This window comes from Mycobacterium asiaticum, from assembly GCF_001673635.1.
Classification (GTDB): domain Bacteria; phylum Actinomycetota; class Actinomycetes; order Mycobacteriales; family Mycobacteriaceae; genus Mycobacterium; species Mycobacterium asiaticum_C.
Genome location: NZ_LZMH01000035.1, coordinates 204,095 through 230,283 on the forward strand (window position 1 = coordinate 204,095; position 26,189 = coordinate 230,283).

The 26,189-nt window shown below is 67.5% G+C and carries 29 protein-coding genes and 2 pseudogenes; 24 read left to right on the top strand and 7 right to left on the bottom strand.

Going from position 1 to position 26,189, the window contains the following annotated elements; all coding sequences use genetic code 11:
• Nucleotides 1–129 precede the first annotated feature (129 nt).
• From rplS to A5645_RS09400, 4 genes and pseudogenes are all read left to right on the top strand, one after another.
• Nucleotides 130–471, top strand: coding sequence for a 50S ribosomal protein L19 (gene rplS / locus A5645_RS09385; protein ID WP_036354618.1), 342 nt, complete (start codon nucleotides 130–132; stop codon nucleotides 469–471).
• 57 nt (nucleotides 472–528) lie between these two features.
• Entirely contained in the window at nucleotides 529–1,335 is an 807-nt protein-coding gene (gene lepB, locus A5645_RS09390; RefSeq protein ID WP_065034390.1) for a signal peptidase I, read from the top strand.
• A 2-nt stretch (nucleotides 1,336–1,337) separates the two neighbouring features.
• A pseudogene (locus tag A5645_RS09395) lies at nucleotides 1,338–2,079 on the top strand (ribonuclease HII); the annotation flags it as partial.
• Nucleotides 2,080–2,100: 21 nt separating this feature from the next.
• A complete protein-coding gene (locus A5645_RS09400) occupies nucleotides 2,101–2,406 on the top strand; it encodes a DUF2469 domain-containing protein (protein ID WP_012393608.1) in 306 nt (101 codons plus the stop codon).
• A 7-nt stretch (nucleotides 2,407–2,413) separates the two neighbouring features.
• Here the strand turns inward: A5645_RS09400 and A5645_RS09405 are convergent, their stop codons facing one another.
• On the bottom strand, nucleotides 2,414–3,163 hold the full coding sequence (locus tag A5645_RS09405) for a GAF and ANTAR domain-containing protein (protein ID WP_065034388.1): 750 nt from the start codon (nucleotides 3,161–3,163) through the stop codon (nucleotides 2,414–2,416).
• A 60-nt stretch (nucleotides 3,164–3,223) separates the two neighbouring features.
• On the bottom strand, nucleotides 3,224–4,582 hold the full coding sequence (locus A5645_RS09410; RefSeq protein ID WP_065034387.1) for a WS/DGAT/MGAT family O-acyltransferase: 1,359 nt from the start codon (nucleotides 4,580–4,582) through the stop codon (nucleotides 3,224–3,226).
• A 114-nt stretch (nucleotides 4,583–4,696) separates the two neighbouring features.
• Between A5645_RS09410 and A5645_RS09415 the strand changes: the two genes are divergently transcribed.
• The 9 genes from A5645_RS09415 to A5645_RS09455 all read left to right on the top strand — a co-directional run bounded on the left by A5645_RS09415 (nucleotide 4,697) and on the right by A5645_RS09455 (nucleotide 13,051).
• Complete coding sequence (locus A5645_RS09415) at nucleotides 4,697–5,671, top strand: NAD-dependent epimerase/dehydratase family protein (protein WP_065034386.1); 975 nt, start codon at nucleotides 4,697–4,699, stop codon at nucleotides 5,669–5,671.
• Between the two features lie 64 nt (nucleotides 5,672–5,735).
• Nucleotides 5,736–6,557, top strand: a complete 822-nt coding sequence (fdhD, locus tag A5645_RS09420) for a formate dehydrogenase accessory sulfurtransferase FdhD (protein ID WP_065129323.1) — start codon at nucleotides 5,736–5,738, stop codon at nucleotides 6,555–6,557.
• 76 nt (nucleotides 6,558–6,633) lie between these two features.
• Nucleotides 6,634–6,864 carry a deoxyribodipyrimidine photolyase gene (locus tag A5645_RS09425; protein WP_065034384.1) on the top strand — a complete coding sequence of 77 codons (231 nt, stop codon included), beginning with the start codon at nucleotides 6,634–6,636 and terminating at the stop codon, nucleotides 6,862–6,864.
• A gap of 130 nt (nucleotides 6,865–6,994) precedes the next feature.
• On the top strand, nucleotides 6,995–7,363 hold the full coding sequence (locus tag A5645_RS09430; protein WP_065129378.1) for a YraN family protein: 369 nt from the start codon (nucleotides 6,995–6,997) through the stop codon (nucleotides 7,361–7,363).
• A complete protein-coding gene (locus A5645_RS09435; protein ID WP_065129324.1) occupies nucleotides 7,363–8,874 on the top strand; it encodes a YifB family Mg chelatase-like AAA ATPase in 1,512 nt (503 codons plus the stop codon). The genes A5645_RS09430 and A5645_RS09435 overlap by 1 nt, the downstream gene beginning before the upstream one ends.
• Complete coding sequence (dprA, locus tag A5645_RS09440) at nucleotides 8,871–10,022, top strand: DNA-processing protein DprA (RefSeq protein WP_065129325.1); 1,152 nt, start codon at nucleotides 8,871–8,873, stop codon at nucleotides 10,020–10,022. The genes A5645_RS09435 and dprA overlap by 4 nt, the downstream gene beginning before the upstream one ends.
• Nucleotides 10,023–10,056: 34 nt before the next feature.
• On the top strand, nucleotides 10,057–10,905 hold the full coding sequence (locus A5645_RS09445; protein ID WP_065129326.1) for a siderophore-interacting protein: 849 nt from the start codon (nucleotides 10,057–10,059) through the stop codon (nucleotides 10,903–10,905).
• A gap of 26 nt (nucleotides 10,906–10,931) precedes the next feature.
• Entirely contained in the window at nucleotides 10,932–12,092 is a 1,161-nt protein-coding gene (locus A5645_RS09450) for a lactate 2-monooxygenase (RefSeq protein ID WP_065129327.1), read from the top strand.
• A 32-nt stretch (nucleotides 12,093–12,124) separates the two neighbouring features.
• Nucleotides 12,125–13,051 (top strand): tyrosine recombinase XerC, encoded by a 927-nt coding sequence (locus tag A5645_RS09455; protein WP_065129328.1) that lies wholly within the window; start codon nucleotides 12,125–12,127, stop codon nucleotides 13,049–13,051.
• 73 nt (nucleotides 13,052–13,124) lie between these two features.
• On the opposite strand, the pseudogene A5645_RS09460 reads toward A5645_RS09455, so the two are convergent.
• Nucleotides 13,125–13,634 (bottom strand): annotated as a pseudogene (locus tag A5645_RS09460) (M23 family metallopeptidase); the annotation flags it as partial.
• Nucleotides 13,635–13,894: 260 nt separating this feature from the next.
• Between A5645_RS09460 and rpsB the strand changes: the two are divergent.
• The 3 genes from rpsB to A5645_RS09475 are packed head-to-tail and all read left to right on the top strand — an operon-like array spanning nucleotide 13,895 to nucleotide 16,972.
• A complete protein-coding gene (gene rpsB, locus A5645_RS09465; RefSeq protein ID WP_065034378.1) occupies nucleotides 13,895–14,725 on the top strand; it encodes a 30S ribosomal protein S2 in 831 nt (276 codons plus the stop codon).
• A 13-nt stretch (nucleotides 14,726–14,738) separates the two neighbouring features.
• A complete protein-coding gene (gene tsf, locus A5645_RS09470; RefSeq protein ID WP_065118772.1) occupies nucleotides 14,739–15,554 on the top strand; it encodes a translation elongation factor Ts in 816 nt (271 codons plus the stop codon).
• A gap of 17 nt (nucleotides 15,555–15,571) precedes the next feature.
• On the top strand, nucleotides 15,572–16,972 hold the full coding sequence (locus A5645_RS09475) for an amidase (RefSeq protein ID WP_065129330.1): 1,401 nt from the start codon (nucleotides 15,572–15,574) through the stop codon (nucleotides 16,970–16,972).
• 4 nt (nucleotides 16,973–16,976) lie between these two features.
• Here A5645_RS09475 and A5645_RS09480 read toward each other — a convergent pair whose 3' ends face one another.
• Nucleotides 16,977–17,396 carry a MarR family winged helix-turn-helix transcriptional regulator gene (locus tag A5645_RS09480; RefSeq protein WP_065129331.1) on the bottom strand — a complete coding sequence of 140 codons (420 nt, stop codon included), beginning with the start codon at nucleotides 17,394–17,396 and terminating at the stop codon, nucleotides 16,977–16,979.
• 279 nt (nucleotides 17,397–17,675) lie between these two features.
• Between A5645_RS09480 and A5645_RS09485 the strand changes: the two genes are divergently transcribed.
• Entirely contained in the window at nucleotides 17,676–18,356 is a 681-nt protein-coding gene (locus A5645_RS09485) for a DUF1942 domain-containing protein (RefSeq protein WP_065034374.1), read from the top strand.
• A gap of 130 nt (nucleotides 18,357–18,486) precedes the next feature.
• Nucleotides 18,487–19,422, top strand: coding sequence for a lysophospholipid acyltransferase family protein (locus A5645_RS09490; RefSeq protein ID WP_081288249.1), 936 nt, complete (start codon nucleotides 18,487–18,489; stop codon nucleotides 19,420–19,422).
• A 3-nt stretch (nucleotides 19,423–19,425) separates the two neighbouring features.
• Here the strand turns inward: A5645_RS09490 and A5645_RS09495 are convergent, their stop codons facing one another.
• On the bottom strand, nucleotides 19,426–20,142 hold the full coding sequence (locus tag A5645_RS09495) for a winged helix-turn-helix domain-containing protein (protein ID WP_065034372.1): 717 nt from the start codon (nucleotides 20,140–20,142) through the stop codon (nucleotides 19,426–19,428).
• Between the two features lie 176 nt (nucleotides 20,143–20,318).
• Nucleotides 20,319–20,555: a microaggregate-binding protein 1 gene (mbp1, locus tag A5645_RS09500; RefSeq protein WP_065034371.1), complete on the bottom strand. Its 237-nt coding sequence runs from the start codon at nucleotides 20,553–20,555 to the stop codon at nucleotides 20,319–20,321.
• Nucleotides 20,556–20,812: 257 nt separating this feature from the next.
• On the opposite strand from mbp1, the gene pyrH reads away from it, so the two are divergent.
• The 6 genes from pyrH to A5645_RS09530 all read left to right on the top strand — a co-directional run bounded on the left by pyrH (nucleotide 20,813) and on the right by A5645_RS09530 (nucleotide 25,886).
• Entirely contained in the window at nucleotides 20,813–21,580 is a 768-nt protein-coding gene (gene pyrH, locus A5645_RS09505) for a UMP kinase (RefSeq protein WP_065034370.1), read from the top strand.
• A gap of 66 nt (nucleotides 21,581–21,646) precedes the next feature.
• Nucleotides 21,647–22,204 (top strand): ribosome recycling factor, encoded by a 558-nt coding sequence (gene frr / locus A5645_RS09510; RefSeq protein ID WP_065034369.1) that lies wholly within the window; start codon nucleotides 21,647–21,649, stop codon nucleotides 22,202–22,204.
• Between the two features lie 33 nt (nucleotides 22,205–22,237).
• A complete protein-coding gene (locus tag A5645_RS09515; protein WP_065034368.1) occupies nucleotides 22,238–23,164 on the top strand; it encodes a phosphatidate cytidylyltransferase in 927 nt (308 codons plus the stop codon).
• A gap of 13 nt (nucleotides 23,165–23,177) precedes the next feature.
• Entirely contained in the window at nucleotides 23,178–24,293 is a 1,116-nt protein-coding gene (gene rlmN / locus A5645_RS09520; protein ID WP_065034367.1) for a dual-specificity RNA methyltransferase RlmN, read from the top strand.
• Nucleotides 24,294–24,510: 217 nt separating this feature from the next.
• A complete protein-coding gene (gene dsbE / locus A5645_RS09525; protein ID WP_065129332.1) occupies nucleotides 24,511–25,023 on the top strand; it encodes a disulfide bond-forming protein DsbE in 513 nt (170 codons plus the stop codon).
• 2 nt (nucleotides 25,024–25,025) lie between these two features.
• Nucleotides 25,026–25,886 carry a cytochrome c biogenesis CcdA family protein gene (locus A5645_RS09530; RefSeq protein ID WP_065034365.1) on the top strand — a complete coding sequence of 287 codons (861 nt, stop codon included), beginning with the start codon at nucleotides 25,026–25,028 and terminating at the stop codon, nucleotides 25,884–25,886.
• On the opposite strand, the gene A5645_RS09535 is transcribed toward A5645_RS09530, so the two are convergent.
• The gene (locus A5645_RS09535; protein WP_036354697.1) at nucleotides 25,883–26,140 is read right to left on the bottom strand and encodes a DUF2631 domain-containing protein; all 258 of its coding nucleotides are present in this window, start codon (nucleotides 26,138–26,140) and stop codon (nucleotides 25,883–25,885) included. The two genes, A5645_RS09530 and A5645_RS09535, sit on opposite strands and share 4 nt — an antisense overlap.
• Nucleotides 26,141–26,189 lie beyond the last annotated feature (49 nt).

The following is a 26,189-nucleotide window of genomic DNA, read 5'->3' on the forward strand; positions in this document are numbered from 1 at the left end:
GCCGGCGGGCCAGGTGCCTACCGCCTGCTGCGAGGTACACCCAGAAGCCCTAACCATCGGCTTGGTGACCGTTGCACGCCCGCGTGCGGCCGGTTGACGAAGCCGCGACCCCGAGGAAGTGTCTTTCCAATGAACAGGCTGGACTTCGTCGACCAGGCGTCGCTGCGCGACGACATCCCTGCCTTCGGCCCAGGCGACACCATCAACGTGCACGTGAAGGTTATCGAGGGCGCCAAGGAGCGCATCCAGGTCTTCAAGGGCGTGGTGATACGGCGCCAAGGTGGTGGCATCCGCGAGACCTTCACGGTGCGCAAGGAGAGCTACGGCGTCGGCGTCGAGCGGACCTTCCCGGTGCATTCGCCGAACATCGACCACATCGAGGTGGTGACTCGTGGCGACGTCCGTCGCGCCAAGTTGTACTACCTGCGTGAACTCCGCGGCAAGAAGGCCAAGATCAAGGAGAAGCGCTGACCTTGGTGGGGTCCCGGCGTCCGCAGCTGCACACCTAGTGCTGGCTACGCTGATCTCGTGACTGGAACCGAGGACTCTCCGGCGGAGGATTCCCCGTCGGCCGCTGATCCTGGATCCGAGCCCGAATCGGACTCCAAGACCGACGACTCGAACCCCAAGAAGCGCTCTACGCTGCGCGAACTCACGTGGCTTGCCATCGTCGCGATCGCCATCTACTACTTCGTGCTGACGTTCGTCGCGCGTCCGTACCTGATTCCGTCGGAGTCGATGGAACCCACCTTGCACGGGTGCGCGACGTGCGTCGGGGACCGGATCATGGTCGACAAGCTGACCTACCGCTTCAGCTCGCCGCAGCCCGGCGACGTCATCGTGTTCAAGGGCCCGCCGTCCTGGAACGTCGGTTACAAGTCGATCCGCTCGTCCAACACCGCCCTGCGCTGGGTGCAGAACGCGTTGTCGTTCATCGGCTTCGTGCCGCCCGACGAGAACGACCTGGTCAAGCGGGTGATCGCGGTCGGCGGGCAGACGGTGCAGTGCCGGGCCGACACGGGCCTGACGGTCAACGGCAAGCCGCTCAAAGAGCCGTATCTGGACGCGAACACCATGATGGCCGACCCGTCGGTGTATCCGTGCCTGGGCAGCGAGTTCGGACCGGTCACCGTCCCGCCGGGACGGCTGTGGGTGATGGGTGACAACCGGACCCATTCGGCGGATTCCCGCGCGCACTGCCCGATGCTGTGCACCGGTGATCCGATGGCGGGGACGGTGCCCGTCGCCAACGTGATCGGCAAGGCCAGGTTCATCGTGTGGCCGCCGTCGCGGTGGGGTGGCGTAGGTTCGGTGAACCCTCAGCAGGCGCAATAGTCATGGCCACCACTTGGCCGCCCCGGACGGTAATCCGGAAGTCTTCGGGATTACGCACGTTAGAGTCCGCGCTGCACCGCAGCGGGTTGGGTCCGGTGGCCGGAGTCGACGAGGTGGGTCGTGGAGCGTGCGCGGGCCCGCTAGTGGTCGCAGCCTGCGTCCTCGGTCCGAATCGCTTGGAAAGCCTTGCTGCGCTTGATGATTCGAAGAAGCTTACGGAGAAGGTGCGGGAGAAGCTGTTCCCGTTGATCTGCCGGTATGCGGTGGCCTATCACGTGGTGTTCATCCCGTCGACCGAGGTGGACCGGCGGGGCGTGCACGTGGCCAACATCGAAGGGATGCGACGTGCGGTGGCCGGCTTGTCGGTGCGGCCGGGCTACGTGCTGAGCGACGGTTTCCGGGTACCCGGGCTGGCCGTTCCGTCACTGCCGGTGATCGGTGGTGATGCGGCCGCCGCCTGCATCGCCGCGGCCAGTGTGCTGGCCAAGGTGAGCAGGGACCGGTTCATGGTCGCTTTGGACGCCAAGCACCCCGGGTACGGTTTCGCCGAGCACAAGGGCTACAGCACCCCCGCGCACGGCCGCGCTCTGGCCGGCCTGGGGCCGTGCCCCGAGCACCGCTATTCGTTCATCAACGTCCGGCGGGTGGCCACGGGATCCACCGTCCGGACCGTGGCCGAGTGCCTCCCCGACCCTCCGGGCGAGCACGGGTCATACCAGTGAGGAAAGATGGGGCATCAGCTCCGGGAGAAGGACGTCTGAACAGATGAGCGCAGAAGATCTCGAAAAGTATGAAACCGAGATGGAGCTCTCGCTGTACCGCGAATACAAGGACATCGTCGGGCAGTTCAGCTACGTCGTGGAGACGGAGCGCCGCTTCTACCTGGCCAACAGCGTGGAAATGGTGCCGCGCAACGCCGACGGCGAGGTCTACTTCGAGCTGCGGCTGGCCGACGCGTGGGTGTGGGACATGTACCGTCCGGCTCGCTTCGTCAAGCAGGTGCGGGTCGTGACGTTCAAGGACGTCAACATCGAAGAGGTAGAAAAGCCCGAGCTGCGGCTCCCGGAGTAGTCCGGCGCTAGACGTTCTCGTCGGCCGGCAGGTTACCGCGGGCGTCGATGACCCGTCGCGCCACGTCGGCCAGCTTGATGTTCAGGCTCTGCGAGTGCCGCCGCAACAGATCGAACGCGTCGTCTTCGCCCAGGCCGTGCAGCATCATCAGCATGCCGACCGCCTTGCCGATCTCGCGGTTGCTCAGCAGGCCTCGTCGCAGGCTGGACGCGTCCTCGCCGTGGGCGATCGCGTTGATCGCCACGCTGGCGAACGCCGCCAACACCGCCGCCCGTCCCGCCGACTCCGAATTGAACGTGTTGGGCGTCTCGCTGAACAGGTTCAGCGCAGCGCCCTTGCGTTTGTCGATCAACAGCCGGAAACCCATGGCGCCCCGGATCGGTGTTTCTTCGATAAGGCGGGCCGCGAAGTGCTGCCACTGGGTGGGTTTGGTCAGGTCCGGCTCGATCTGCGGGGTCTCCTCTTCAATGGCATCGATGCAGGGTCCGTCGCCGGCGCGTCGCTCCAGGTCGTCGACTTGGTGCGCCAGCTTGGAGCTGGCGCCCACCGTGACGTACCGGTCGTTGCGCTTCACCAACAGGCTCGCGTGGTCGCAGCCCGGCACGACCAAGGTGGCCGCGACGCAGATCGCGGCGTACATCTGGGTCGCGTCCGAGCCCTGGTAGATGATCTCGGCCAACGCAGCGAACACCGTCGCTGGGTCTGCGGTCAGGGCACTGGGTGCCGAGCCGGACCCGGTGTCGGGCTGGTTGGCCACGTCTCCACCTCCCTCGGGACTGTGTTCCGATGGCCGTAGAGTAGCTGGCCGCCGTTCCCCTCACACGCCGACGGCGCGTTCGAGATCCTTCAGTGACGTCTCCAGGTGGCTCAGCATGTGTTGCAGGTGGGGCACGCTGCCTCTGGCGCCGACGAGTCCGAAGTCTATGTTCTCGGCGTTGTTCGTGACGGTGATATTCATCGCCTGACCGTCCAATGTGATCGACAACGGGTAGTTACCGACCATTTGCGCACCGCGCCAGTACAAGGGTTCCTTGGACCCGGGTACGTTGGAGATCACGATGTTGAACGGTGGCGGGGCAGTGCGGATGAAGCCCGGGATCAGGCCGAGGAACAGGCCACCGGTCATGAACGCCGACAGGGCGAGTTGCTGCGCCTTCGGCAGCTGATTGAAGACCTGTTTCTGCTCGCGCATCGACGAACTGATCCCGGCAAGGCGGTCACCGGCGTCCTCGACGTCAGTGTTCAGGTTGCACAACACCGTGCCCACCGCGTTGCCGCCGCCTTCGGCGTCGCCTTCCTTGCGCAGGCTGACGGGAACCATCGCGATCAGCGGCGCATCAGGCAGCGCGTTCTGTTCGATCAGGTACGCACGAAGGGCGCCGGCCGACATCGCCAGCACGACATCGTTGAAGGTCGCGCCCGCGGCGGCTTTCACCGCGTTGATGCGTTCCAGCGACCACGATTGCGCGGCGATGCGCCGGGCGCCGCCGATGCGCACGTTGAACATCGTCTTGGGCGCCCTGAACGGGAAGGTGAGCTGCTGCTCGAGCAACGCCGCGCGTGCCAGGTTCAGTGTGGACGGGCCGAGCGCGACGGCTGATCCCAGGGTGCCGGTCAGCGCGTCCAGCGGAGACGAACCCCCGCCGCTGTCCGGCCGGTGCCGGGGCTTGAGCTCCCATGGCACGCGGACCTCGTCGTCGCTTGCGTCGGCGGTGAAGGCGCGCTGCATCAACCGCAACGCGGAAACGCCGTCCATCAGCGAATGGTGGAACTTGGTGTAGACCGCGTAGCGGCCGTCGTTGAGCCCTTCGACCAGATGGGCTTCCCAGAGCGGCCGGTGGCGGTCGAGCAGGCTGCCGTGCAGCCGCGAGGCCAGCTCCAGCAGTTCGCGGACGCGACCCGGGCGGGGCAGGGCCGAGCGTCGGAAGTGGTAGTCGAGTTCGACCTCTTTATCGAGCGCCCAAGCCAGGTTGGTGAGCGGCCCGAAGAACGCCGGGTGCTTGCGGAAGGTGGGCTGGACGTCGGTGCAATTGAGCATCGACTCGTAGGCCTCGGTCACGAATTCTTCATCGGCGCCTTCGGGCGGTTTGAAGAGTTGCAAAGCGCCGACGTGCATCGGGTGTTCACGTGACTCGCCGACCAGAAACATGGAGTCGGCTGGAGCAATCAGCTTCATGGCCACACTTTCGGTTAGACCCCTACGGACCGGATATGAATAGCCATCTGTTGCGTTTCGCACACATTGGCTTGCGCCGTTTGACCGGCCGCGGGCCCGGGAAGATCAGGTCGAGTGGGTATCACTGTCGCGATTACCGGCCCGACCGGCGAGATTGGCATTTCGGCCGTCACGGCGCTGGAGCGCGAACCCACGGTGGACAGGATCATCGGGATGGCGCGCCGGCCTTTCGACCCGCTGACGCATGGCTGGGCCAAAACGATCTACAAGCAAGGTGACATTCTGGATCGGGACGCCGTCGACGAGCTGGTCTCCGAAGCCGACGTGGTGATCCACCTGGCCTTCCTCATCATGGGGTCGCGGGAAGACAGCGAACGGGTGAACCTGCAGGGCACCCGCAATGTCTTCGAAGCCACGGTGGCCGCGGAACGGCCCCGACGACTCGTTTACACCTCGTCGGTCGCCGCCTATGGGTATCACTCCGACAACCCGGTGCCGTTGACCGAAGATGTCCCGGCCCGTGGTTCCGCCGAGCATTACTACTCGGCCCAGAAGGCGGCCTGCGAGGCGGTGCTGGCCGAAGTTACCGAAGGTTCCTCGCTGGAAGTTTTCGTGCTGCGGCCATGCATTGTCACCGGGCCGGAAGCACCGGCGCTGGCGGCGCCCCTGAAGAGTCTGCCCGGCATCGTGCGCGCCGCGAGCAAGGCCGTGCCGCTGCTGAAGCCGGTCGTGCCTGACCCCGGGTTTCCCCTTCAGCTTGTTCATCACGACGATGTCGCCATCGCGATCGCGCTGGCTGCCACCGCACCCGCCCCGCCCGGGGCTTACAACATCGCCGGTGACGGAACGGTGACCGTCAGCGAGGTGGCGCGGGCACTGGGCGCGCGTGCCGTGCGCGTGCCCGCCGCGGCGGCCTCGGCGGCGTCCGCAGCAATCACCCGGTTGCCGTTCGTGCCGTCACTGCTGGAATGGCTGCACGTCGCACGGACATCGGTGGTGATGGACACCGCGAAGGCCAAGAATGAACTGGGTTGGCAGCCCACCCACACATCGGCCGAGGCCCTCGAGTCGCTGGCTTCTGCGGTCTAGTTGCGGCCGGGGTACGTTGAGGCCGTGACAGCCGGAACGACGCCGTGACCGCCGGAAAGACGCCGTGGGGCACGTAACGGCGCGCCGGCGCGTCGCGCATCTGTCAGCAGGTCAAGCGATCACCCGACAAGAAACCCTGGCCGTCGAGGAGCCGCTGGAGATCCGCGTCAACGGGACAGCTACCACCGTCACCATGCGCACACCAGGCTCGGATTTCGAACTGGCGCAGGGGTTTCTGCTGACCGAGGGCATCATCGGGCAACGCGGGGACGTGCACACCATCCGTTACTGCGACGGCCGCGGGGACGACGGCGTCAACAACTACAACGTCCTGGACGTCACTCTGTCCGCGGACCTCCCGTCGCCCGACCTGGACCTCACCCGCAACTTCTACACCACCTCCTCGTGCGGTGTCTGCGGGAAAGCGTCGCTGGATGCGGTGCAACTGGTCAGCCGTTACTCGCCCGGTGACGATCCCGTGACCGTCGCCGCCGACACCCTGCGAGCCATGCCGGACGACCTGCGGGATGCGCAGAAGGTTTTCGCAGCGACCGGTGGTCTGCACGCCGCGGCGCTGTTCGGCGTGGACGGGGCCATGTTGGCCGTTCGCGAGGACATCGGTCGCCACAACGCGGTCGACAAGGTGATCGGATGGGCGCTCGAGCACGACCGGGTGCCGCTGGCTGCCTCGGTGCTGTTGGTCAGCGGGCGGGCCTCGTTCGAACTGACCCAAAAAGCTTTGATGGCTGGGATTCCCGTGCTGGCTGCCGTATCGGCGCCGTCGTCGCTGGCGGTGTCGCTGGCCGAGGAGTCCGGGATCACCCTGGTGGCTTTTCTGCGGCAGGATTCGATGAACGTGTACACCAGACCGGACCGCGTCACCTAGGGCCTTACTGGCTGGATTGGAAAGCTCGGGACGCGGGTAGCCGGTCGTATCGCTGCACACAGCTGAGGAGCCGGCCATGCTGCATGAACTCGTCCTTGCCGCACAAAGCAACCCCGAGGCAGCAGGTTTCATCCTGCGCGGGATCAAGGGGATCTTCGTAGCGATCGGCAGCGTGATCGCGGCCATCGTCTGCGCCCTTATCGCGTCGATGAAAGGACGTAGCGCCCTCATCTGGGGGATCTGTGGCCTGTTCTTCAGCATCCTCACGCTCATCATCGTCATCATCATTCCGAGCAAGCGGACTTGATTCACCGCCCGAGGCCGCGCCTCGGGGCGGGCTGTTGATGAATGTTTGACTGGGGATAACTCGTTGCCCTGCGGCCTTTTTCGGCCGCTCACTGGCGGTGGTGTCGGCGCCGCCGCGCACCCTGGGCCGCATGACGACGTTAACTCGCGCCCAGTTGGGAGCGTTAGGCGAGCAACTGGCCGTAGATCATCTGACTCGCCTGGGTTTGCGGGTCCTGGCCCGCAATTGGCGTTGCCGGTACGGCGAACTCGATGTGATTGCCACCGACCCGACTACGGGCACAGTGATTTTCGTCGAGGTGAAGACCCGTAGCGGAGACGGCTACGGCGGGCTCGCGCAGGCAGTCAACGCGTCGAAGGTCCGCAGGTTGCGCCGCCTGGCCGGGCTTTGGTTGGCCGGTCAGAATCAGCGTTGGCCGGCGATCCGCATCGATGTGATCGGTGTGCGGATCGGTCGCCGCCCAGTTCCCGAGCTCACGCACATCAAGGGGATCGGCTGATGGCGCTGGGGCGTGCGTTCTCCGTTGCGGTCCGCGGGCTGGACGGGCACATCGTCGAGATTGAAGCCTTCATCACCTCGGGACTGCCGGGTGTGCACCTGGTCGGTCTGCCGGACGCGGCGTTGCAGGAATCCCGAGACCGGGTGCGGGCGGCGGTCACCAACTGCGGCGACGAATGGCCTCAATCCCGGCTCACCCTTGCGCTTTCACCGGCGACGTTGCCGAAGATGGGCTCGGTGTACGACATTGCCCTGGCCGCCGCCGTGTTGTCGGCCAAGCGCAAGAAGCCATGGGATCGCCTGGAGAAGGCAGTGCTGCTGGGGGAGTTGGCGCTGGACGGCCGGGTGCGGCCGGTGCGCGGGGTGCTGCCCGCCGTGTTGGCCGCCAAACACGAAGGCTGGCCGTGCGTCGTGGTTCCGGCTGAGAACCTGGCCGAGGCCAGCCTGATCGACGGAATCGACGTGTGCGGCGTGCGCACCCTCGGCCAGTTGAAGAGCTGGCTGAACGGGGGCGGGCCGCTGGATCCGGCGATCCCGGGAGCCGCCGCCAGTGACGAGCCGGCCGCCGACCTGGTCGATGTCCTCGGACAGTCACAGGCCCGTTTCGCCGTCGAGGTGGCCGCGGCGGGAGCGCATCACCTGATGATGACCGGTCCACCGGGGGTGGGCAAAACGATGCTGGCACAACGTCTTCCGGGCTTGCTGCCGCCGTTATCGCACGCGGAGTCGCTGGAAGTGACCGCGATACATTCGGTGGCCGGACTGCTGTCCTGCGACACACCGCTGATCACCAGACCGCCGTTTGTGGCGCCGCACCACAGCTCAAGCGTTGCCGCTCTGGTCGGCGGTGGCTCAGGGATGGCGCGTCCCGGGGCGGTGAGTCGGGCACACCGCGGGGTGCTATTTCTCGACGAGTGCGCCGAGATCGGCGTCCGGGCGCTAGAAGCACTGCGAACACCGTTGGAAGACGGCGAGATTCGCCTCGCCCGCCGTGACGGTGTGGCGTGTTATCCGGCGCGGTTCCAACTGATCCTGGCCGCGAATCCGTGCCCATGCGCGCCCGCCGACCCGCAGGACTGCATCTGCGCGGCGCCGGTCAAACGGCGCTATCTTGGCAAGCTCTCCGGGCCACTGCTGGACCGGGTGGACCTGCGGGTGCAGATGCATTCGGTACGGGCCGGCGCATTCACGGGCACCGACGGCGAGTCGACCGCGCAAGTGCGCGAGCGCGTGAAGAAAGCCCGGGATGCGGCGGCCGAGCGTTGGCGGCGGCACGGCTTCCGCACCAACGCCGAGGTCAGTGGCCCGTTGCTGCGCAGGAAATTCCGGCTAGGCAACACCGCGATGCGACCACTGCGCGACGCCCTGGATCGTGGTGCGCTCAGTATCCGCGGGGTAGACCGCACGTTGCGCGTCGCGTGGAGCCTGGCCGACCTGGCCGGGCGCACTTCGCCGGACCTGGCCGATGTCGCCGCCGCGTTGAGTTTCCGGCAATCGGGGACACGGCGATGAGCGCCGATCCCACATTGTTGGCGTGGGCCTATCTGTCCCGGGTGGCCGAACCGCCTTGCGCCGAACTGGCCGCGCTGGTCGCAGCCGTCGGGCCCCGCGAGGCGGCCGAGCGGATCCGTCGGGGGCTGGTCGACGACGAGTTGCTGAGGCAGACCGCCGCCCGGCGAGAAATCGATTCTGCTGCAGCCGATTTGGAGCTGATCGCACGGCGGGGCGGCCGATTGATCACACCCGGTGATGACGAGTGGCCGATACTGGCGTTCGCCGCGTTCGATGGCACCCGGGCACCTAAAGGCGCGCCGCTGGTGGCGCCGATGGTCCTGTGGGCGATCGGTCCGGAGCGCCTCGACGAGGTCGCCCAGCGCGCGGCCGCTCTCGTTGGCACCCGAGCGTCGACGGCCTATGGCGAGCATGTGACCGCCGAGTTGGCGACGGGCTTGGCCGAGCGTGACGTCGCGGTCGTCTCGGGCGGCGCCTACGGTATCGACGGGGCAGCTCACCGCGCCGCGTTGGCTGTCGACGGGATCACCGTGGCCGTCCTGGCCGGCGGGCTCGACGTCCCGTATCCCTCGGGGCATTCCGCGCTCCTGCATCGCATCGGCCAGCGCGGACTGTTGTTCACCGAGTACCCGCCCGGTGTCCGGCCGGCGCGCTATCGCTTCCTGACCCGCAACCGTCTGGTGGCCGCGGTCTCGGGCGCCGCTGTGGTCGTGGAGGCCGGGTTGCGCAGCGGCGCCGCCAACACGGCGGCGTGGGCACGGGCCCTGGGCCGGGTGGTCGGCGCGGTGCCCGGCCCGGTGACCTCTTCGGCGTCGGCCGGATGCCACGTGCTGTTGCGCAACGATGCGGCGCTGGTGACCCGCGCCGACGACATCGTCGAGATGGTGGGACGCATCGGCGAGCTGGCCGCCGAAGAGCCGCGCCCGATAACGGCGCTGGACGGGTTGGGCGAACCGGAACGTCAGGTCTACGAAGCTTTGCCGGGCCGGGGCGGCGCCACCGTCGACGAGATCGCCATCGCTTCGGGTCTGGTCCCTGAGCGGGTGCTGGGGCCACTGGCGATGCTGGAACTGGCCGGCCTGGCCGAGTGCCGCGACGGCTGCTGGCGGATCGTCCGTCAACGCCGCACGAAGGCGCGACTCGTATAGTCGACTCAGGGTCGGGTCTGATCAGGGAGGATAAGTGGCAGGTCGGCCGCTGCAGGCATTCGAGGTAGTCAGCACCAAAGAGCTGACGCCGCACATGGTCCGGGTGGTGTTGGGCGCCAAGGACTTCGACGCCTTCGTGCCCAGCAAGTTCACTGACTCCTACGTCAAGCTGGTCTTCGTACCCGACGGCATCGACCTGCAGGAATTGCCGCAGCCGCTGACGATGGACAGCTTTGCTGACCTGCCCGCCGAGCAACGGCCGCCGGTGCGCACCCTCACCGTGCGCCGCGTCGACGAAGAGGCCGGCCACATCACCCTGGACATCGCGGTGCACGGCGAGCACGGTGTGGCAGGACAGTGGGCCGGCGCGGTCCAACCCGGCGAGCCGATCCACCTGATGGGGCCGAGCGGCGCCTACACGCCCGACCCGACCGCCGACTGGCATCTGCTGGCGGGCGACGAATCGGCGCTGCCAGCTATCGCCGCGGCGCTCGAGGCGCTGCCCGAGACGGCGGTCGGCAAAGCATTCATCGAGGTCGCGGGCCCAGACGACGAGATCGAGTTGACCGCGCCAGAGGGTGTCGAGGTCAACTGGGTGCTGCGCGGGGGCCGCGCGGACCTGGTCCCTGAAGACCGGGCGGGGGACCACGCGCCGCTGATAGAGGCGGTCACCACCGCGCCCTGGCTGCCCGGCCAGGTGCACGTATTCATCCACGGCGAAGCCCAGGCCGTCATGCATAACCTGCGGCCTTACATCCGCAAAGAGCGCGGCGTCGAAGCCCAGTGGGCGTCGATCTCCGGCTACTGGCGGCGCGGCCGCACCGAAGAGTCCTTCCGGCAGTGGAAGAGGGAGCTGGCCGAAGCGGAGGCCGCGGAGCAGTAGCGCGGGCCACTGGCATTCTCTAGGGCATGGCATTCGGCGACTATCAGCTCGAGATCTACTTCCAGGGTCTGGCCGGCGTAACGCCCCCGCTCCCGATGGCCTTCGCGGAACTGGAGGCCAAAGCGGCGATGGCGATGCCGCCGTCGGTCTGGTCCTACGTTGTCGGCGGTGCCGGCGATGAGCACACGCAGCGTGCCAATCGCGAGGCATTCGATCGTTGGGGCCTGATGCCGCGCATGTTCATCGGCGCCACCGATCGAGACCTCTCGGTCGACCTGTTCGGAATGAAGCTGCCCTCACCGCTGTTCATGGCCCCGATCGGCGTCATCGGACTCTGCGCCCAGGACGGTCACGGCGACCTGGCGACCGCACGCGCGGCCGCCCGCACCGGAGTTCCGATGGTGGTGTCGACCCTGACCGCCGACCCGATGGAACAAGTCGCCGCCCAGTTCGGTGACACCCCCGGCTTCTTCCAGCTGTACACACCCAAGGACCGGGACCTGGCCGCCAGCCTGGTGCACCGCGCCGAAGCCGCCGGATTCAAGGCCATCATTGTCACCCTCGATACCTGGATCCCGGGATGGCGGCCACGCGACCTCACCACGGCCAACTTTCCGCAGCTGCGCGGACTCTGCCTCAGCAACTACACCAGCGACCCGGTGTTTCGCGCGGGCCTGGCCCGACCGCCCGAAGAAGACCCGCAGGGCACTGTGCTGAGCTGGGCGCAGACATTCGGCAATCCTCTGACCTGGAGCGACCTGAGCTGGCTGCGGTCCCTGACCGATCTGCCGCTGATCATCAAAGGCATCTGCCACCCCGACGACGCCCGGCGCGCCAAGGACGGTGGCGTCGACGGCATCTACTGCTCCACTCACGGCGGGCGCCAGGCCAACGGCGGCCTACCCGCCCTGGACTGCCTGCCCGACGTGGTCGAGGCGGCCGACGGTCTGCCGGTGCTATTCGACTCGGGTATCCGCAGCGGCGCCGACATCGTCAAGGCGCTGGCCATGGGCGCCACCGCCGTCGGTGTCGGCCGGCCCTACGCGTACGGCCTGGCCCTTGGCGGCATCGACGGCGTCGTGCACGTGCTGCGCATGCTGCTTGCCGAAGCCGACCTGATCATGGCTGTGGACGGTTACCCGACGCTGAAAGATCTCACCCCGGACACACTGCGGCGCGTCCTGTAGAAACGCCACGCCGCATCGGCCAGCGTGGAGGAGTGCCGGAAGACAACGAGGCGGCGGCCGCGGCCGAGGCCATCCTCGAGGAGTTCGACGACTACCTGGAGCTGCAGTGCGGTCGTTCGGCGCACACCCGCCGCGCCTACCTGGGCGACCTGCGGTCGCTGTTCGACTTCCTCGCCGAACGCGGATCAGGGCTCGAGAAGCTGACCCTGCCGGTGCTGCGATCGTGGCTGGCCACCTCGGCCGGGGCCGGCGCCGCCCGCACGACGCTGGCCCGCCGCACGTCCTCGGTCAAGGCCTTCACCGCCTGGGCCACCCGGCGGGGACTGCTCGCCGGCGACCCCGCCGAGCGGCTGCAGGTACCGAAGGCCCATCGCACCCTGCCCGCGGTGTTGCGGCAGGACCAGGCCCTGGCGGCAATGACCGCGGCGAAATCCGGCGCCGAACAAGGTGATCCGCTGGCGTTGCGGGACCGGCTGATCGTCGAATTGCTTTATGCCACCGGAATCAGGGTCAGCGAGCTGTGCGGCCTGGACGTCGACGACATCGACACCAGCCATCGGCTGGTCCGCGTGCTGGGGAAGGGCAACAAACAGCGCACAGCGCCATTCGGGCAACCGGCCGCCGAGGCGCTGCGGGCCTGGTTGAGCGACGGACGCCCCGCCCTGGCCACCGCCGAATCCGGGCCGGCGTTGTTGCTGGGCGCCCGCGGCCGTCGCCTCGACGTGCGTCAGGCGCGCACCGTGGTGCACCAGACCGTTGCCGCGGTGGACGGCGCACCCGACATGGGACCGCACGGCCTGCGGCACAGCGCGGCCACCCACCTACTCGAAGGCGGGGCCGATCTGCGGGTGGTGCAGGAACTGCTCGGTCATTCCAGCCTGGCCACCACGCAGCTCTACACCCACGTCGCGGTCGCCCGGCTGCGCGCGGTGCACGACCAGGCGCACCCCCGCGCCTAGGGCGCCGAACGGACCATGAAGCGCCTCACTTCCGCAGGAAATGGGTGCTTCAGCGGCTGTTCGCGCCACCCACAATCGGCTTGAGCCGGATCGGGGTGGACTTCAGCAGCCCGATCGGGTCGACGTAGTCGGCCCGCGACGCCGCACCCCACATCGCACCCCAGTGCAGACATGCGGCGACCGGGCAGCCCGCGTGCCCGGCCACCAGCTCGCCGAGCACCGAACCCGCCCCCACCTGCTCACCCGCCGAGACAACCGCGCGCACCGGTTCGTAGCTGGTGCGCAGACCGCCCGGATGCGCGAGCGACACGACGGGCCGGCCGGCCAGCAGCCCGGCGAACACCACCACACCGTCGCCCGCGGCATACACCGGCTGGCCCGCGAAACCAGCGAGGTCCACCCCGCGATGCCCGGACAACCAGTTAGGTGACGGCGCATCGAACGTGCGCACCACCGCCGGCGGACGCAGCGGCCAGCCCAGCCGTCCGCCGGCGGCGTCGGCCGGTGGCGCATTGAGCAGCACCCAACACAGAATCAGCAGCAGCACCCATCGCACCTGCTCAGTGCACCGCCGACACGCCAGCCAGGGCCAGCCACCGGTGGCGCCCGCTGTGGATGGAAAAAGCACCGGTCGCAGCGGTGTAGACTTTCCGACGCAGCTCGCTTGAGCGGGCTGACTTCGCGTGTCTGCATCGCGACCCAGTAGTTCGGGGATCCGCAACAGCATGCCGAGCGGTCCCGGAAGCCGGAAATCGGCCGACGGGTTCGGCATCGCAGCAGACACCAGGGCCCGGCTTCACCCGATGCCGGGCGACAACCGACACATGAAAGCTGGGCTCAGTCATGGCTGTTGTGACCATGAAGCAGCTGCTCGACAGCGGCACCCACTTCGGGCATCAGACCCGTCGCTGGAACCCCAAGATGAAGCGGTTCATCTTCACCGACCGCAATGGCATCTACATCATCGACCTGCAGCAGACGCTGACCTTCATCGACAAGGCGTACGAGTTCGTCAAGGAGACCGTCGCCCACGGTGGAACGGTGCTGTTCGTGGGCACCAAGAAGCAGGCGCAGGAATCCGTCGCGGCCGAAGCGACCCGCGTCGGCATGCCCTACGTGAACCAGCGCTGGCTGGGCGGCATGCTCACCAACTTCTCCACCGTGCACAAGCGGCTGCAGCGCCTCAAGGAGCTCGAGGCGATGGAGCAGACCGGTGGCTTCGAGGGTCGCACCAAGAAGGAAATCCTGGGCCTCACCCGGGAGAAGAACAAGCTGGAGCGGTCCCTGGGTGGTATCCGGGACATGGCCAAGGTGCCGTCGGCGATCTGGGTCGTCGACACCAACAAGGAGCACATCGCCGTCGGCGAGGCGCGCAAGCTGGGCATCCCGGTCATCGCGATCCTGGACACCAACTGCGACCCGGACGAGGTCGACTACCCGATTCCGGGCAACGACGACGCGATCCGCTCGGCCGCCCTGCTGACCAAGGTCATCGCCTCGGCCGTGGCCGAGGGTCTGCAGGCCCGCGCCGGCGTGGGCCGCGGTGACGGCAAGCCGGAGGCTGACGCCGCCGAGCCGCTGCCCGAGTGGGAGCAGGAGCTGCTGGCCGGTGCCGCTGCGACCGCCACCCCCGCCACTGAGGGCGCAACCGAACCAACTACAGACGCATCCTAGGAAAGGCTGAGCATTGGCGAATTACACCGCTGCCGACGTCAAGCGACTTCGGGAGCTGACCGGCGCTGGCATGCTCGACTGCAAGAACGCGCTGGTGGAAACCGACGGTGACTTCGACAAGGCCGTCGAGGCGCTCCGCATCAAGGGCGCCAAAGACGTCGGCAAGCGCGCCGAGCGGGCCACGGCCGAAGGCCTGGTCGCCGCCAAGGACGGCGCGCTGATCGAGCTGAACTGCGAGACGGACTTCGTCGCCAAGAACGCCGAGTTCCAGGAGCTGGCCAACAAGGTCGTCGAGGCCGCGGTCTCCGCAAAGGCCACCGATGTCGACTCCCTCAAGGCGGCCAGCGCCGGTGGCGAGACGGTCGAGGAGGCCATCGCCGCACTCTCGGCCAAGATCGGCGAAAAGCTGGAACTGCGCCGGGTGGCGATCTTCGACGGAACCGTGGAGACCTACCTGCACCGTCGTTCGGCTGACCTGCCGCCCGCGGTCGGCGTCCTGGTCGAGTACAACGGCGACAACGCCGAGGCCGCCCACGCGGTGGCGCTGCAGATCGCCGCGCTCAAGGCCCGCTACCTCACCCGTGAGGACGTGCCCGAAGACGTCGTCGCCAGCGAGCGCCGCATCGCCGAGGAAACCGCGAAGGCCGAGGGCAAGCCGGAGCAGGCACTGCCCAAGATCGTCGAGGGCCGGGTCAACGGCTTCTTCAAGGACACCGTGCTGCTCGAGCAGCCCTCGGTGTCGGACAACAAGAAGACCGTCAAGGCGCTGCTCGACGAGGCCGGGGTCACCGTGACGCGGTTCGTCCGGTTCGAGGTCGGCCAGGCCTGACGGGCGGGCGAGCGGCCATGCCCCGCGTACACGCCTTCGGCGACGACGCCCTCGGCGAGCTGGACGCTGTCGGGCTCGCTGAGGCGCTGCGATCCCGGCAGCTGAGTCCGTCAGAGGTCGTCGAGGCGGCCATCGCGCGCTGCGAGGCCGTCAACGAGCGGCTCAACGGCCTGGCGTACCGGTCCTACGACACCGCGCGCGAGGAAGCGTCACGCGAGGTCACCCGGTTCTTCCAGGGCGTGCCAACCTTCATCAAGGACAACGTCGACGTCGCCGGTCAGCCGTCGATGCGGGGCACCGACGCCTGGACCCCGTACCCGGCCAAAACGCACAGCGAAGTTGCCCGAGTGGTGCTCGGCACCGGGCTGATCTCGCTGGGCAAGACCCAGCTGTCGGAGTTCGGGTTCAGCGGCGCCGCCGAACACCCACGCCTGGGGCCGGTGCGCAACCCGTGGAACCCCGAATACACCGCGGGCGCCTCCTCGTCAGGATCGGGAGCTTTCGTCGCGGCCGGGGTGGTGCCCATCGCACACGCCAACGACGGTGGCGGCTCCATCCGCATTCCCGCCGCCTGCAACGGTCTGGTCGGGCTCAAGCCGTCCCGCGGCCGGTTGCCGCTGGACCCCGAATTGCGTCGGCTGCCGGTGGTCATCGTCGCCAACGGCGTGGTGACCCGCACGGTGCGCGATACGGCCGCGTTCTTCCGCGAGGCCGAGCGCGCATACCGGGCACACAAACTGCCTCCGATCGGCGACATCACCCGACCGGGCAAGCAACGGCTGAGGATCGCCGTGCTGACCCGCTCGGTCGACCACGAATCCAGCTCCGAAGTCACAGATCTGACGCTGAAGACCGCCGCCCTGCTCGAGGAACTCGGGCACCGTGTCGAGCACCTGGATGCCCCGCCCGCGGCAAGCACGTTCGGTGACGACTTCATCCTCTATTGGGGTCTGTTGGCGCTGGCGCAGCTGCGCACCGGCCGGCTGACCTTCGGCAAGACGTTCGATTCGTCCCGGCTGGACAACCTGACCCTGGGATTGGCTCGGCACGCCACTCGCAACCTGCACCGGTTACCCCGGGCAATCGTGCGGCTGCGGGCCGCGCGGCGGCTGAGCGCACCCTTGTACGCCACTTATGACGCCGTCCTCACCCCGACGGTCGCCGCCGAGCCGCCCCAGGTCGGGTACCTGGACCCCACCGACTACCACCAGGTCATCGAGCGGCTGTCACGCTGGGTGACGTTCACGCCCCTGCAGAACGTCACCGGCGACCCTGCGATCTCGTTGCCGCTGGCTCAGTCCGCCAACGGCCTGCCGGTGGGCATGATGCTCTCGGCGGCCGTCGGCGCCGAAGCGCGGCTGCTGGAGCTGGCCTTCGAGCTTGAAGAGGCCCGCCCGTGGGCCCGGATTCAGGACTGACCGCTCACTCAGCGCCGAGCGTCTCCAGCATGCGTCGGAACTCCCGCCGCTGAGAGTCGGTCAACCGGGCGAGTAGTCGGGCGTCCGCGGCAAAGACGACGGTCTCGGCGCGCTTCAACAGCGCGCGGCCCGCGGTGGTCAACGATGCCGGCAGTGCCCGACCGGAGGACACCGACGCGGGCCGCTCCACCGCACCGAGGTCCTGCAGCTTGCGCAGCACCGTGTTCATGGCCTGCGGTGTGACGTTGGCGCGCCGGGCCAGGTCGGCGCTCGACGACCCGGGGGATTGCGAAAGTATCCGCAGGCAGACGAACTCCGCGATCGTGAGCCCGAGCGGGGCCAATGCGGACGAGACCTCCGGTCGCAGCGCGGCGCCCACCCGATAAAGCAGGTAGCCGAGCGGGGCGTCGCTACCATCAGCCATATCAACCATCTTGACATACCGGCACGCCTTTCCGCCGCAACTTTGCGTGCAATTCGGATTTCCTGCGTGATGCCAATGTGAACTCTGTGGCGGGAATGGTGTATGACCTAAATCAAAATCGGGGTGTCTCTGCAGGTCGGGAGGCGGCCAAAGGCGATTTCCGCAGCGGCGTGTGTTTGAGCCTGCAATTCAGCGGCAATGCGAAAGGGCGTGCGGTTGAGCGCCCTATGAAGAGTTGCTGACCGCGTGCAACGAAACCCAACGGAGAGGATTCTCAGCGTGAAGTTCACCAAAACCACTGCAAAGACGGCCATTGGTGCCGCCGGCATAGCGGCGGTGAGCCTTTTCGGCGCAGCCACTGCGTCGTCCGCGCCCACCATCGTTGAGGGACTTGGCACACCCGAGACACTGGTCGACGGCCCGCTGGTGACTGACTACACCGTCAGCAACCTGCAGCCGGCCAACATCACCATCCCCGGCTACACCCCGACCGGTCAGCTGTGGCAGGCCGACGTGCACGTGAAGGCCAACAGCGGCGTCGTCACGCCCGTCGTGTCCAACTTCAACGCGCGGGCCGAAGGACAGAACTACCGCGTGATCGCCGCACCGGCTACCCCGCAGGGACTCAGCCCGGCTCCGATCACGCAGGGCAATACCGCGACCGGCAAGATCTACTTCGACGTGACCGGCGCGCCCCCGAACGGAGTCGTCTACAACGACGGTGTCCAGGATGTCCTGGTTTGGGAAACCAGCCCGGGCAGCCTGCCGGCACCTAACTCGGTGCCCGGCCAGCAGCTGCCGAACACCGTGCCCGGTCAGCCCAATACGGTCCCGGGTCAGGTGAACCCGGCGCCCGGCCAGGTCAACCCGAACCCGGCTCCGGGTCAGCCGAACGCCGTGCCCGGCCAGGCCAACCAGGTCCCCGGACAGATGACGCCTGAGTCGACGGAACAGGCCTAAGGCTCAGGCCATCGGGGCCTGACTAACCCCTCAGCCACCCCGCGCCACCGCCCTTGGCGCGGGGTGGCTGCTGTTCGGGGCGACCGAGATTATCTGAGTTGTGTGTGGGCGATATGGGTATGCGAGACCAATGACACACAGCGATCACCGGCCCTCGGAAGTTGTCGACCAGGCTCAGCGCCAAGCTGAGGAAGCTCGCGCCTCCATGCAGCGCAAGCGTGAGAAGCAGGACGGCGGCGTCAGCGGTTGGGTGGCGCAACGGGCCGGCCAGTGGGACCTGGAAGGTCAGGACGAAGCAACCATGCACCGCCAGAAGTTCTTCTGGAACGCGTTGGTCGACTACTGGTTCCGGATGGAGATCGACGGTTGGGAGAACATCGGCAAGGCGCCGGTGCTGTTGATCGGAATCCACTCCGGTGCCCCGTTCGTGTGGGATGCGTGGACGGTGGGACTGCAGTGGTGGCGGCGCTTCGGGCCCGAACGACCGTTGCACGGCACCGCCCACGACGCGCTGATGGCCATCCCGGGAATCGGTCGCTACTTCCGGGCGATGGGTGTGCTGCCCGCGGCACCCGACGCGATCGCGACCGCGCTGGCCGAAGGACGAGACGTCGCATTGTGGCCCGGCGGCGAGGTGGATTCGCTTCGGCCGTGGACCGAACGCGACCGGGCCAACCTGGCCGGCCGCAAGGGGTTCGTGAAGATGGCGATCCGGGCCGGGGTGCCGATTGTGCCGATCGCCACGGTCGGCGGGGCCGACGCCATGCCTGTGCTGATCCGCGGCGATCGCCTATCGCGGGCGCTGCGGCTGGACAAATTGCTGCGGCTCAAGGTCTTCCCGGTGGCGATATCGCTGCCCTGGGGCGTCGCGCCTGCAGCCCTGCCGCAACTGCCGCTGCCCGCCAAGATCAGGACTCGCTTCATGCCGCCGGTCGAGCTGGACAACGACGCCGCCCGCGCCGATGACGACGAGTACGTCGAGGCCAAGTACCGCGAGGTGCAGGACAGCATCCAGCGCGGCATGGACGCGCTGGCACGCAAGCGTGCGCTGCCCGTCTTCGGCTGAGACTCAGCGCGCGACCGGTTCCCACGCGGGCTTCAGGACCGGCTCGAGGACGATCCACCGCGGCTGCGGCGGCGCGACCGCCATGTAGCCCACGCCGCGCACGGTGTCGACCATCGACTCATGAGCCGCACCGAGTTTGGCGCGCAGCCGCCGCACATGCACGTCGACGGTCCGAACCCGGCCGTTGCTCTCATAGCCCCATACCTCGTGCATCAGCCGGGTCCGGCTGAACGCCCGGCCGGCATGCTGCACTAGGAAATAGAGCAACTTGAACTCGGTCAGCGTCAGGTCCAGGTCCCGGCCGTCCAGTGTCGCTGTGTAGCTGGCCGGGTGCAGTAGGAGGTCGCCGAACTCCAGCGTGCCGCCGATGGCCTTGCGCCGTCGCTGCACCGCCAATCGCAAGCGCGCCTGCATCTCGGCCGCACCGGCCGCGGCCACCACCACGTCGTCGTAATTCCAGTCGACATCGACTTCGGCCAGGGTGGCCGGCGCAACCACGACGACAACGGCCACCGCAGGAGCATTGGCAGTCAGCCACCGGCACGCCCGGCGGGCGCCGGCCGGGCCGGTGCGGGCGTCGACAATCGCGACATCGGCACCTTCGGCGGCCTCGTGGTATGCGGTGCCCAGGGGGAGGCTGCGCACGCTCAGCGCGAAGGTCTCCAAATCCGGCAGGGTGACTTGAAAGTCGGCGTCGTCGGTGAACAGAAGCACATCCACCTGCGTGCACCCCCGACCCGTAGCCACCTCCGCGGAGATCCCCCCGACAGCGGTTCGAATACCCCTCTGCGTGCGATTATTCCAGTTTTGTTACGACCGGGTGGGCGAACCGCATCCCGGAAAGTTCGACGGGCCCGGTCCGAGATTCCAGACCGGGCCCATCCTGAGACAAGTTTCTATTGGTTCGACTTCTGGCGTTCCTCGGCAACCTCCGCGGCGCTGCGGGCCGCCTCGGCCTGCGCTTCCTTCTTGGCCGCGTCGCGCTGTGCTTCCGCCTTGTCCTGCTGGGCTTCACCCTCGTTGACGAGGTCGCCCCGGCCGGTCACCGTCCCGATGACTTCCTTGGCCTTACCCTTGACGTCCTCGACGACGCCCTTGACCGCTTCCGCAGGTCCGGAGTTGCTGTCCGCCATGAGTTCCTCCTCAGTGTCCGTACCGAGCGCTCAAAAACGCCGATCGAACGAACGACCGGCAAGTGCGCGGCGGTGCGGGTCCTCAACTTCTCAAGACCGCGTCGACCGCCGCTCGCAGCGAATTCCCGGACCGGCGGAGGATCAAACATGTGCGCGCAATAGTGCACCCCGCCCACGCCAGAGCAGGGCAATGAGGCAGGATTGAGACGCGCCGTCCCGGGTCGTTGCCGGGTTGGCAATCTCGTGCGAGGAGATCGATGACGGAGCCAAGGCCGACGAGCAGTAACGGTGTGCCCGCCCATTCGGTTTCCGGCTCCCCGTCCAAGTATTCGCGGGTGCTGCTCAAACTGGGCGGTGAGATGTTCGGCGGCGGACAGGTAGGACTGGATCCCGATGTCGTCGCGCTGGTAGCCCGGCAGATCGCCGAGGTGGTCCGCGGCGGCGTGCAAGTGGCCGTGGTGATCGGCGGCGGGAACTTCTTCCGCGGCGCGCAGCTGCAGCAGCGCGGCATGGAACGCACCCGCTCGGACTACATGGGGATGCTGGGCACCGTGATGAACAGCCTGGCGCTGCAGGACTTTCTGGAAAAGGAAGGTATTGCGACCCGAGTGCAGACCGCGATCACGATGGGCCAGGTCGCCGAGCCCTATCTGCCGTTGCGGGCGGTCCGCCACCTGGAAAAGGGGCGGGTGGTGATCTTCGGCGCCGGCATGGGGTTGCCCTATTTCTCCACCGACACCACCGCGGCGCAGCGAGCGCTGGAGATCGGTGCCGAGGTGGTCCTGATGGCCAAAGCGGTGGACGGGGTCTTTGCTGACGACCCGCGCGAGAACCCCGAAGCCGAGTTGCTCACCGCGATCAGCCACCGGGAAGTCATCGACCGTGGGTTGCGGGTGGCTGACGCCACCGCGTTCAGTCTGTGTATGGACAATGGCATGCCGATCCTGGTGTTCAATTTGCTGACCGACGGCAATATCGCCCGTGCGGTCGCTGGTGAGAAGATCGGGACGCTGGTCACCACCTGAGGGGAAGACGCGCAGAATGCGCGCGGTGACGATGCAGAGGCAAACGATGAGGAGGAGCGGCGCAAGATGATAGACGAGGCTCTCTTCGACGCCGAGGAGAAAATGGAGAAGGCCGTATCAGTGGCCCGGGATGACCTGTCGACAATTCGCACCGGCCGCGCCAACCCCGGCATGTTCAACCGGATCGCCATCGACTACTACGGTGCCTCCACTCCGATCACCCAGCTGGCCAGCATCAATGTCCCCGAGGCGCGCATGGTGGTGATCAAGCCTTACGAGGCCAGCCAACTGCACGCCATCGAGACGGCCATCCGCAACTCCGACCTCGGCGTCAACCCCACCAACGACGGCACCATCATCCGGGTGGCGATCCCGCAGCTGACCGAGGAGCGTCGGCGCGACCTGGTCAAGCAGGCCAAGGCCAAGGGTGAGGACGCCCGGGTTTCGGTGCGCAACATCCGCCGCAAGGCGATGGAAGAATTGCACCGCATCCGCAAGGACGGCGAAGCCGGCGAGGACGAGGTCGGCCGCGCCGAGAAGGACCTCGAAAAGGCCACTCACCAATACGTTGCCCAGATCGACGAACTGGTCAAGCACAAAGAAGGCGAGCTGCTGGAGGTCTGAGGACCTGTCCAGCGGTTGAGTCCATCCACGTCCGTGGCAGCTACTGAAGCCGACGCCGGCAGCACGCCCGACGAGCCGGTTGACGCGTCTCAGCAGCCAGCCAAGAAGACGTCGCGGGCCGGCCGGGATCTGCCCGCCGCCATCGCGGTCGGGGCAAGCATCGGCGCGGTCCTGATTGCGACCTTGCTGTGGGTGCCCCACTTCTGGGTGCTGTACAGCGCGCTGGCCGCGTTGGTGGCCAGCCACGAGGTGGTGCGTCGGCTGCGCGAAGCGGGTTATCTGATCCCGGTCATTCCGCTGCTGGTCGGCGGGCAGGTCACCGTCTGGCTGACGTGGCCGTACCGGGCCGTCGGCGCGATCGCCGGGTTCGGCGGGATGGTCGTCATCTGCATGATCTGGCGGCTGTTCATGACGGACAAGCGCTCGCCCGACAGCCACGGAGCCGATGGTGCGCCGCCGCCCAGCAACTATCTGCGCGACGTCTCGGCGACCGTCTTTCTGTGCGCCTGGGTGCCGCTGTTCGCGTCCTTCGCCGCGATGCTGGTCTACGACCCGCAGCACGGGCCGGGCTGGGTGTTCTGCATGATGATCGCGGTCGTCTGTTCCGACACGGGCGGTTACGCGGTGGGGGCACTGATCGGCAAGCATCCGATGGTTCCGCGCATCAGCCCGAAGAAGTCCTGGGAGGGATTCGCCGGCTCGCTGATCTGCGGGATCACCGCGACCGTGCTCACCGCGACGTTCCTGGCCGGCAAGGAATGGTGGGTCGGTGCGCTGCTGGGTCTGCTGTTCGTGCTCACCACCACGCTCGGTGACTTGATCGAATCGCAGGTCAAGCGGGATTTGGGCATCAAAGACATGGGCCGGCTGTTGCCGGGCCACGGCGGTCTGATGGATCGGCTGGACGGCATCCTGCCTTCGGCGGTGGCCGCGTGGACCGTTCTGACGCTGTTGCCCTGATACTGGACTGGTAATGGTTCAACAATTGGTGTTCGAAGAGCCGTCGCCGCGCGGGTCCGTTCGGCGACCACCGCGGCACCTCGCCGACCTCGATGCCGACGGGCGTGCCGCCGCCGTGTCGGAGCTCGGCCTGCCGGCGTTCCGGGCCAAACAGCTCGCGCACCAGTACTACGGACGGCTGATCGCCGATCCGCACCAGATGACCGACCTGCCCGCCGCGGTGCGCGACCAGGTCGCGACGACGATGTTCCCGACGCTGCTCACCGCGGTGCGCGAGGTGACCTGCGACGCGGGCCAGACACGCAAGACGTTGTGGCGGGCCGGTGACGGCGCCACCGTCGAGTCGGTGCTGATGCGCTATCCGCAGCGCAACACCGTGTGCATCTCTTCGCAGGCCGGATGCGGCATGGCCTGCCCGTTCTGCGCGACGGGCCAAGGCGGGCTGACCCGCAATCTGTCGACCGCCGAAATCGTCGAGCAGGTGCGTGCCGCTGCGGTGGCGTTGCGGGACGACTTCGGACCCGAACCGCAGCGACTGTCCAACGTGGTGTTCATGGGGATGGGAGAGCCGCTGGCCAACTATGCCAGGACGGTGGCCGCGGTGCGCCGCATCGTCGAGCCACCGCCGTCCGGCTTCGGCATCTCGGCACGGTCGGTGACGGTGTCGACGGTCGGGCTGGCACCGGCGATCCGCAAGCTGGCCGACGAACGGCTCGGCGTGACCCTGGCGCTGTCGCTGCACACACCCGACGACGAGCTGCGCGACACGCTGGTGCCGGTGAACAACAGGTGGAAGGTCAGTGAGGTACTCGAGGCCGCCCGCTACTACGCCGACGTGACGGGCCGGCGGGTGTCGATCGAGTACGCGCTGATCCGCGACGTCAACGACCAGCCGTGGCGGGCCGACCTGCTGGGCAAGCGCCTGCACCGGGCGCTGGGGCCGCTGGCGCATGTCAACCTCATCCCGCTCAACCCGACGCCGGGCAGCGACTGGGACGCCAGCCCCAAGCCGGTTGAGCGCGAGTTCGTCAAACGTGTTCGTGCACAAGGAGTTTCGTGTACGGTGCGAGACACCCGGGGCCGGGAGATCAGCGCGGCGTGTGGACAGCTGGCCGCCGAAGGCGGGTAGCTGGAGCACGGGCCGTTCAGCCTGAGCCTGTGGACAGCTGGCCGCCGAAGGTTAGACCGTTCCCGCCCAGACTGAAAATCTGCAGCCAAAGTTCGAGTAGACCCCCGCAGATTTTCAATCTCGACGCCACGCGCGACTGAGGGGACATCCAGGCGCCACGCGCACAGGTGTTGAACCATGCCCAGCGGGCAATACGTGATCAGGCAAATGCCAGCGAATGAGGTGCGCCATGAAACTGTTCTCCCCGCTCAAGACGTGTATAACGATCGCGATTGCCGCCGTGCTGATGCTCGGTCTGGGCACGGCCCCGCGCGCGGTCGCGGCCGACGAACGCCTGAATTTCACCGCGACCACCCTCAGCGGCGCACCATTCAACGGCGCCACCCTGCAGGGCAAGCCGTCGGTGCTGTGGTTCTGGACGCCGTTCTGCCCGTTCTGCAACGCTGAGGCGCCCGGCTTGAGCCAGGTGGCGGCCGCCAACCCGGGCGTGACTTTCGTTGGGGTAGCGGCACATTCGGATGTCGGGCAGATGCAAGGCTTCGTCTCCAAATACGGCCTCAACTTCACCAACCTCAACGACGCCGACGGCGCGATCTGGGCCCGCTACAACGTGCCGTGGCAACCGGCCTGGGTGTTCTACCGCGCCGATGGCACCTCCACTTTCGTCAACAACACCACCTCGGCTATGTCGCAACAGGAGCTGGCCGGCCGGGTCGCCGCGCTGTCCTGACGTTGAATCAGCCCCTGATCGGGTTGGCGTTCGCCGCCGGACTGGTGGCCGCGCTGAACCCGTGCGGATTTGCGATGCTGCCCGCGTACCTGGTTCTGGTGGTGCGCGGGCAGCGAACCGCGCCAGTAACTGCGATCGGGCGCGCCCTGGCGGCAACCTTCGGAATGGCGCTGGGCTTCGTGACGGTCTTTGGTGCGTTCGGAGCGCTGACCATCTCGGCGGCCTCGACGGTACAGCGATACCTGCCGTTCGTGACGGTGCTGATCGGCGGCTTGCTCGTCGTGCTCGGCGGCTGGCTGTTATCCGGGCGCGAGATCACGGCGCTGAAACCGTTCGGGCCCCGCTGGGCGCCGACCGCGCGCCTGAGCTCCATGTACGGCTACGGAATCAGCTACGCGATCGCGTCGCTGTCGTGCACCGTCGGCCCGTTCCTGGCGGTCACCGGCGCCGGACTGCGCGGCGGCGCCGTGCTCGACACGATCGCCGTCTATGGCGCCTACATCGGCGGCCTGACGCTGGTCGTCGGGGCGCTGGCCATCGCGGTGGCTACCGCCGGCTCCGCGCTGATCGACCGAATGCGGGCGGTGCTGCCGCTGGTCAACCGGATCAGCGGAGCGCTGCTGGTGCTGGTCGGCTGCTACGTCGGCTACTACGGCCTCTATGAGATCCGGCTGTTCCACGCCAACGGCGACCCGCGGGATGCAGTGATCATGGCAGCCGGGCGGCTGCAAGGCACGCTCGCGGGTTGGGTGCACCAGCACGGCGGCTGGCCGTGGTTGGTGGTGGCGGGCGCAGTCGTGACGGGCGCGATCGTCATCAGCCGGATCGGCCGCAACGCCAAAACCCGTCGGGCTGAGCGCTAGCGCAACCAGCCGCGCCGACGGCCCCAGATGTCGCGCACCAGGACGAACAAGGTGAGCGCGGCGAACCCGATCAGGAACCAGTCCTCGACGTGGCCGACGTGGTTGCCGTGCAGCATCGCCAGTAGAAAGATGACCGCGAAGATGCCAACGCCGTACCAGGTGCGGTAGTTGATCCTGCTCCATCCCCACTGCGCGGACGGCACTTCGGCTTCGTCGACGTCGCCGGTGAAGCGTTCCACCTCGGTACTGGGCACGGGGATTCCTCCGCTCAGACTGGACTCGGACTGCCTCATTCTGGCACAG

What these genes read in the sequence shown, in the direction of transcription:
- rplS (WP_036354618.1), top strand. Translation starts at nt 130, where the DNA reads ATGAACAGGCTGGACTTCGTCGACCAGGCGTCGCTGCGCGACGACATC.
- A5645_RS09400 (WP_012393608.1), top strand. Translation starts at nt 2,101, where the DNA reads ATGAGCGCAGAAGATCTCGAAAAGTATGAAACCGAGATGGAGCTCTCG.
- A5645_RS09410 (WP_065034387.1), bottom strand. Translation starts at nt 4,582, where the DNA reads ATGAAGCTGATTGCTCCAGCCGACTCCATGTTTCTGGTCGGCGAGTCA.
- A5645_RS09425 (WP_065034384.1), top strand. Translation starts at nt 6,634, where the DNA reads ATGCTGCATGAACTCGTCCTTGCCGCACAAAGCAACCCCGAGGCAGCA.
- A5645_RS09430 (WP_065129378.1), top strand. Translation starts at nt 6,995, where the DNA reads ATGACGACGTTAACTCGCGCCCAGTTGGGAGCGTTAGGCGAGCAACTG.
- A5645_RS09435 (WP_065129324.1), top strand. Translation starts at nt 7,363, where the DNA reads ATGGCGCTGGGGCGTGCGTTCTCCGTTGCGGTCCGCGGGCTGGACGGG.
- dprA (WP_065129325.1), top strand. Translation starts at nt 8,871, where the DNA reads ATGAGCGCCGATCCCACATTGTTGGCGTGGGCCTATCTGTCCCGGGTG.
- A5645_RS09450 (WP_065129327.1), top strand. Translation starts at nt 10,932, where the DNA reads ATGGCATTCGGCGACTATCAGCTCGAGATCTACTTCCAGGGTCTGGCC.
- rpsB (WP_065034378.1), top strand. Translation starts at nt 13,895, where the DNA reads ATGGCTGTTGTGACCATGAAGCAGCTGCTCGACAGCGGCACCCACTTC.
- A5645_RS09475 (WP_065129330.1), top strand. Translation starts at nt 15,572, where the DNA reads ATGCCCCGCGTACACGCCTTCGGCGACGACGCCCTCGGCGAGCTGGAC.
- A5645_RS09480 (WP_065129331.1), bottom strand. Translation starts at nt 17,396, where the DNA reads ATGGCTGATGGTAGCGACGCCCCGCTCGGCTACCTGCTTTATCGGGTG.
- A5645_RS09490 (WP_081288249.1), top strand. Translation starts at nt 18,487, where the DNA reads ATGACACACAGCGATCACCGGCCCTCGGAAGTTGTCGACCAGGCTCAG.
- mbp1 (WP_065034371.1), bottom strand. Translation starts at nt 20,555, where the DNA reads ATGGCGGACAGCAACTCCGGACCTGCGGAAGCGGTCAAGGGCGTCGTC.
- pyrH (WP_065034370.1), top strand. Translation starts at nt 20,813, where the DNA reads ATGACGGAGCCAAGGCCGACGAGCAGTAACGGTGTGCCCGCCCATTCG.
- frr (WP_065034369.1), top strand. Translation starts at nt 21,647, where the DNA reads ATGATAGACGAGGCTCTCTTCGACGCCGAGGAGAAAATGGAGAAGGCC.
- rlmN (WP_065034367.1), top strand. Translation starts at nt 23,178, where the DNA reads ATGGTTCAACAATTGGTGTTCGAAGAGCCGTCGCCGCGCGGGTCCGTT.
- dsbE (WP_065129332.1), top strand. Translation starts at nt 24,511, where the DNA reads ATGAGGTGCGCCATGAAACTGTTCTCCCCGCTCAAGACGTGTATAACG.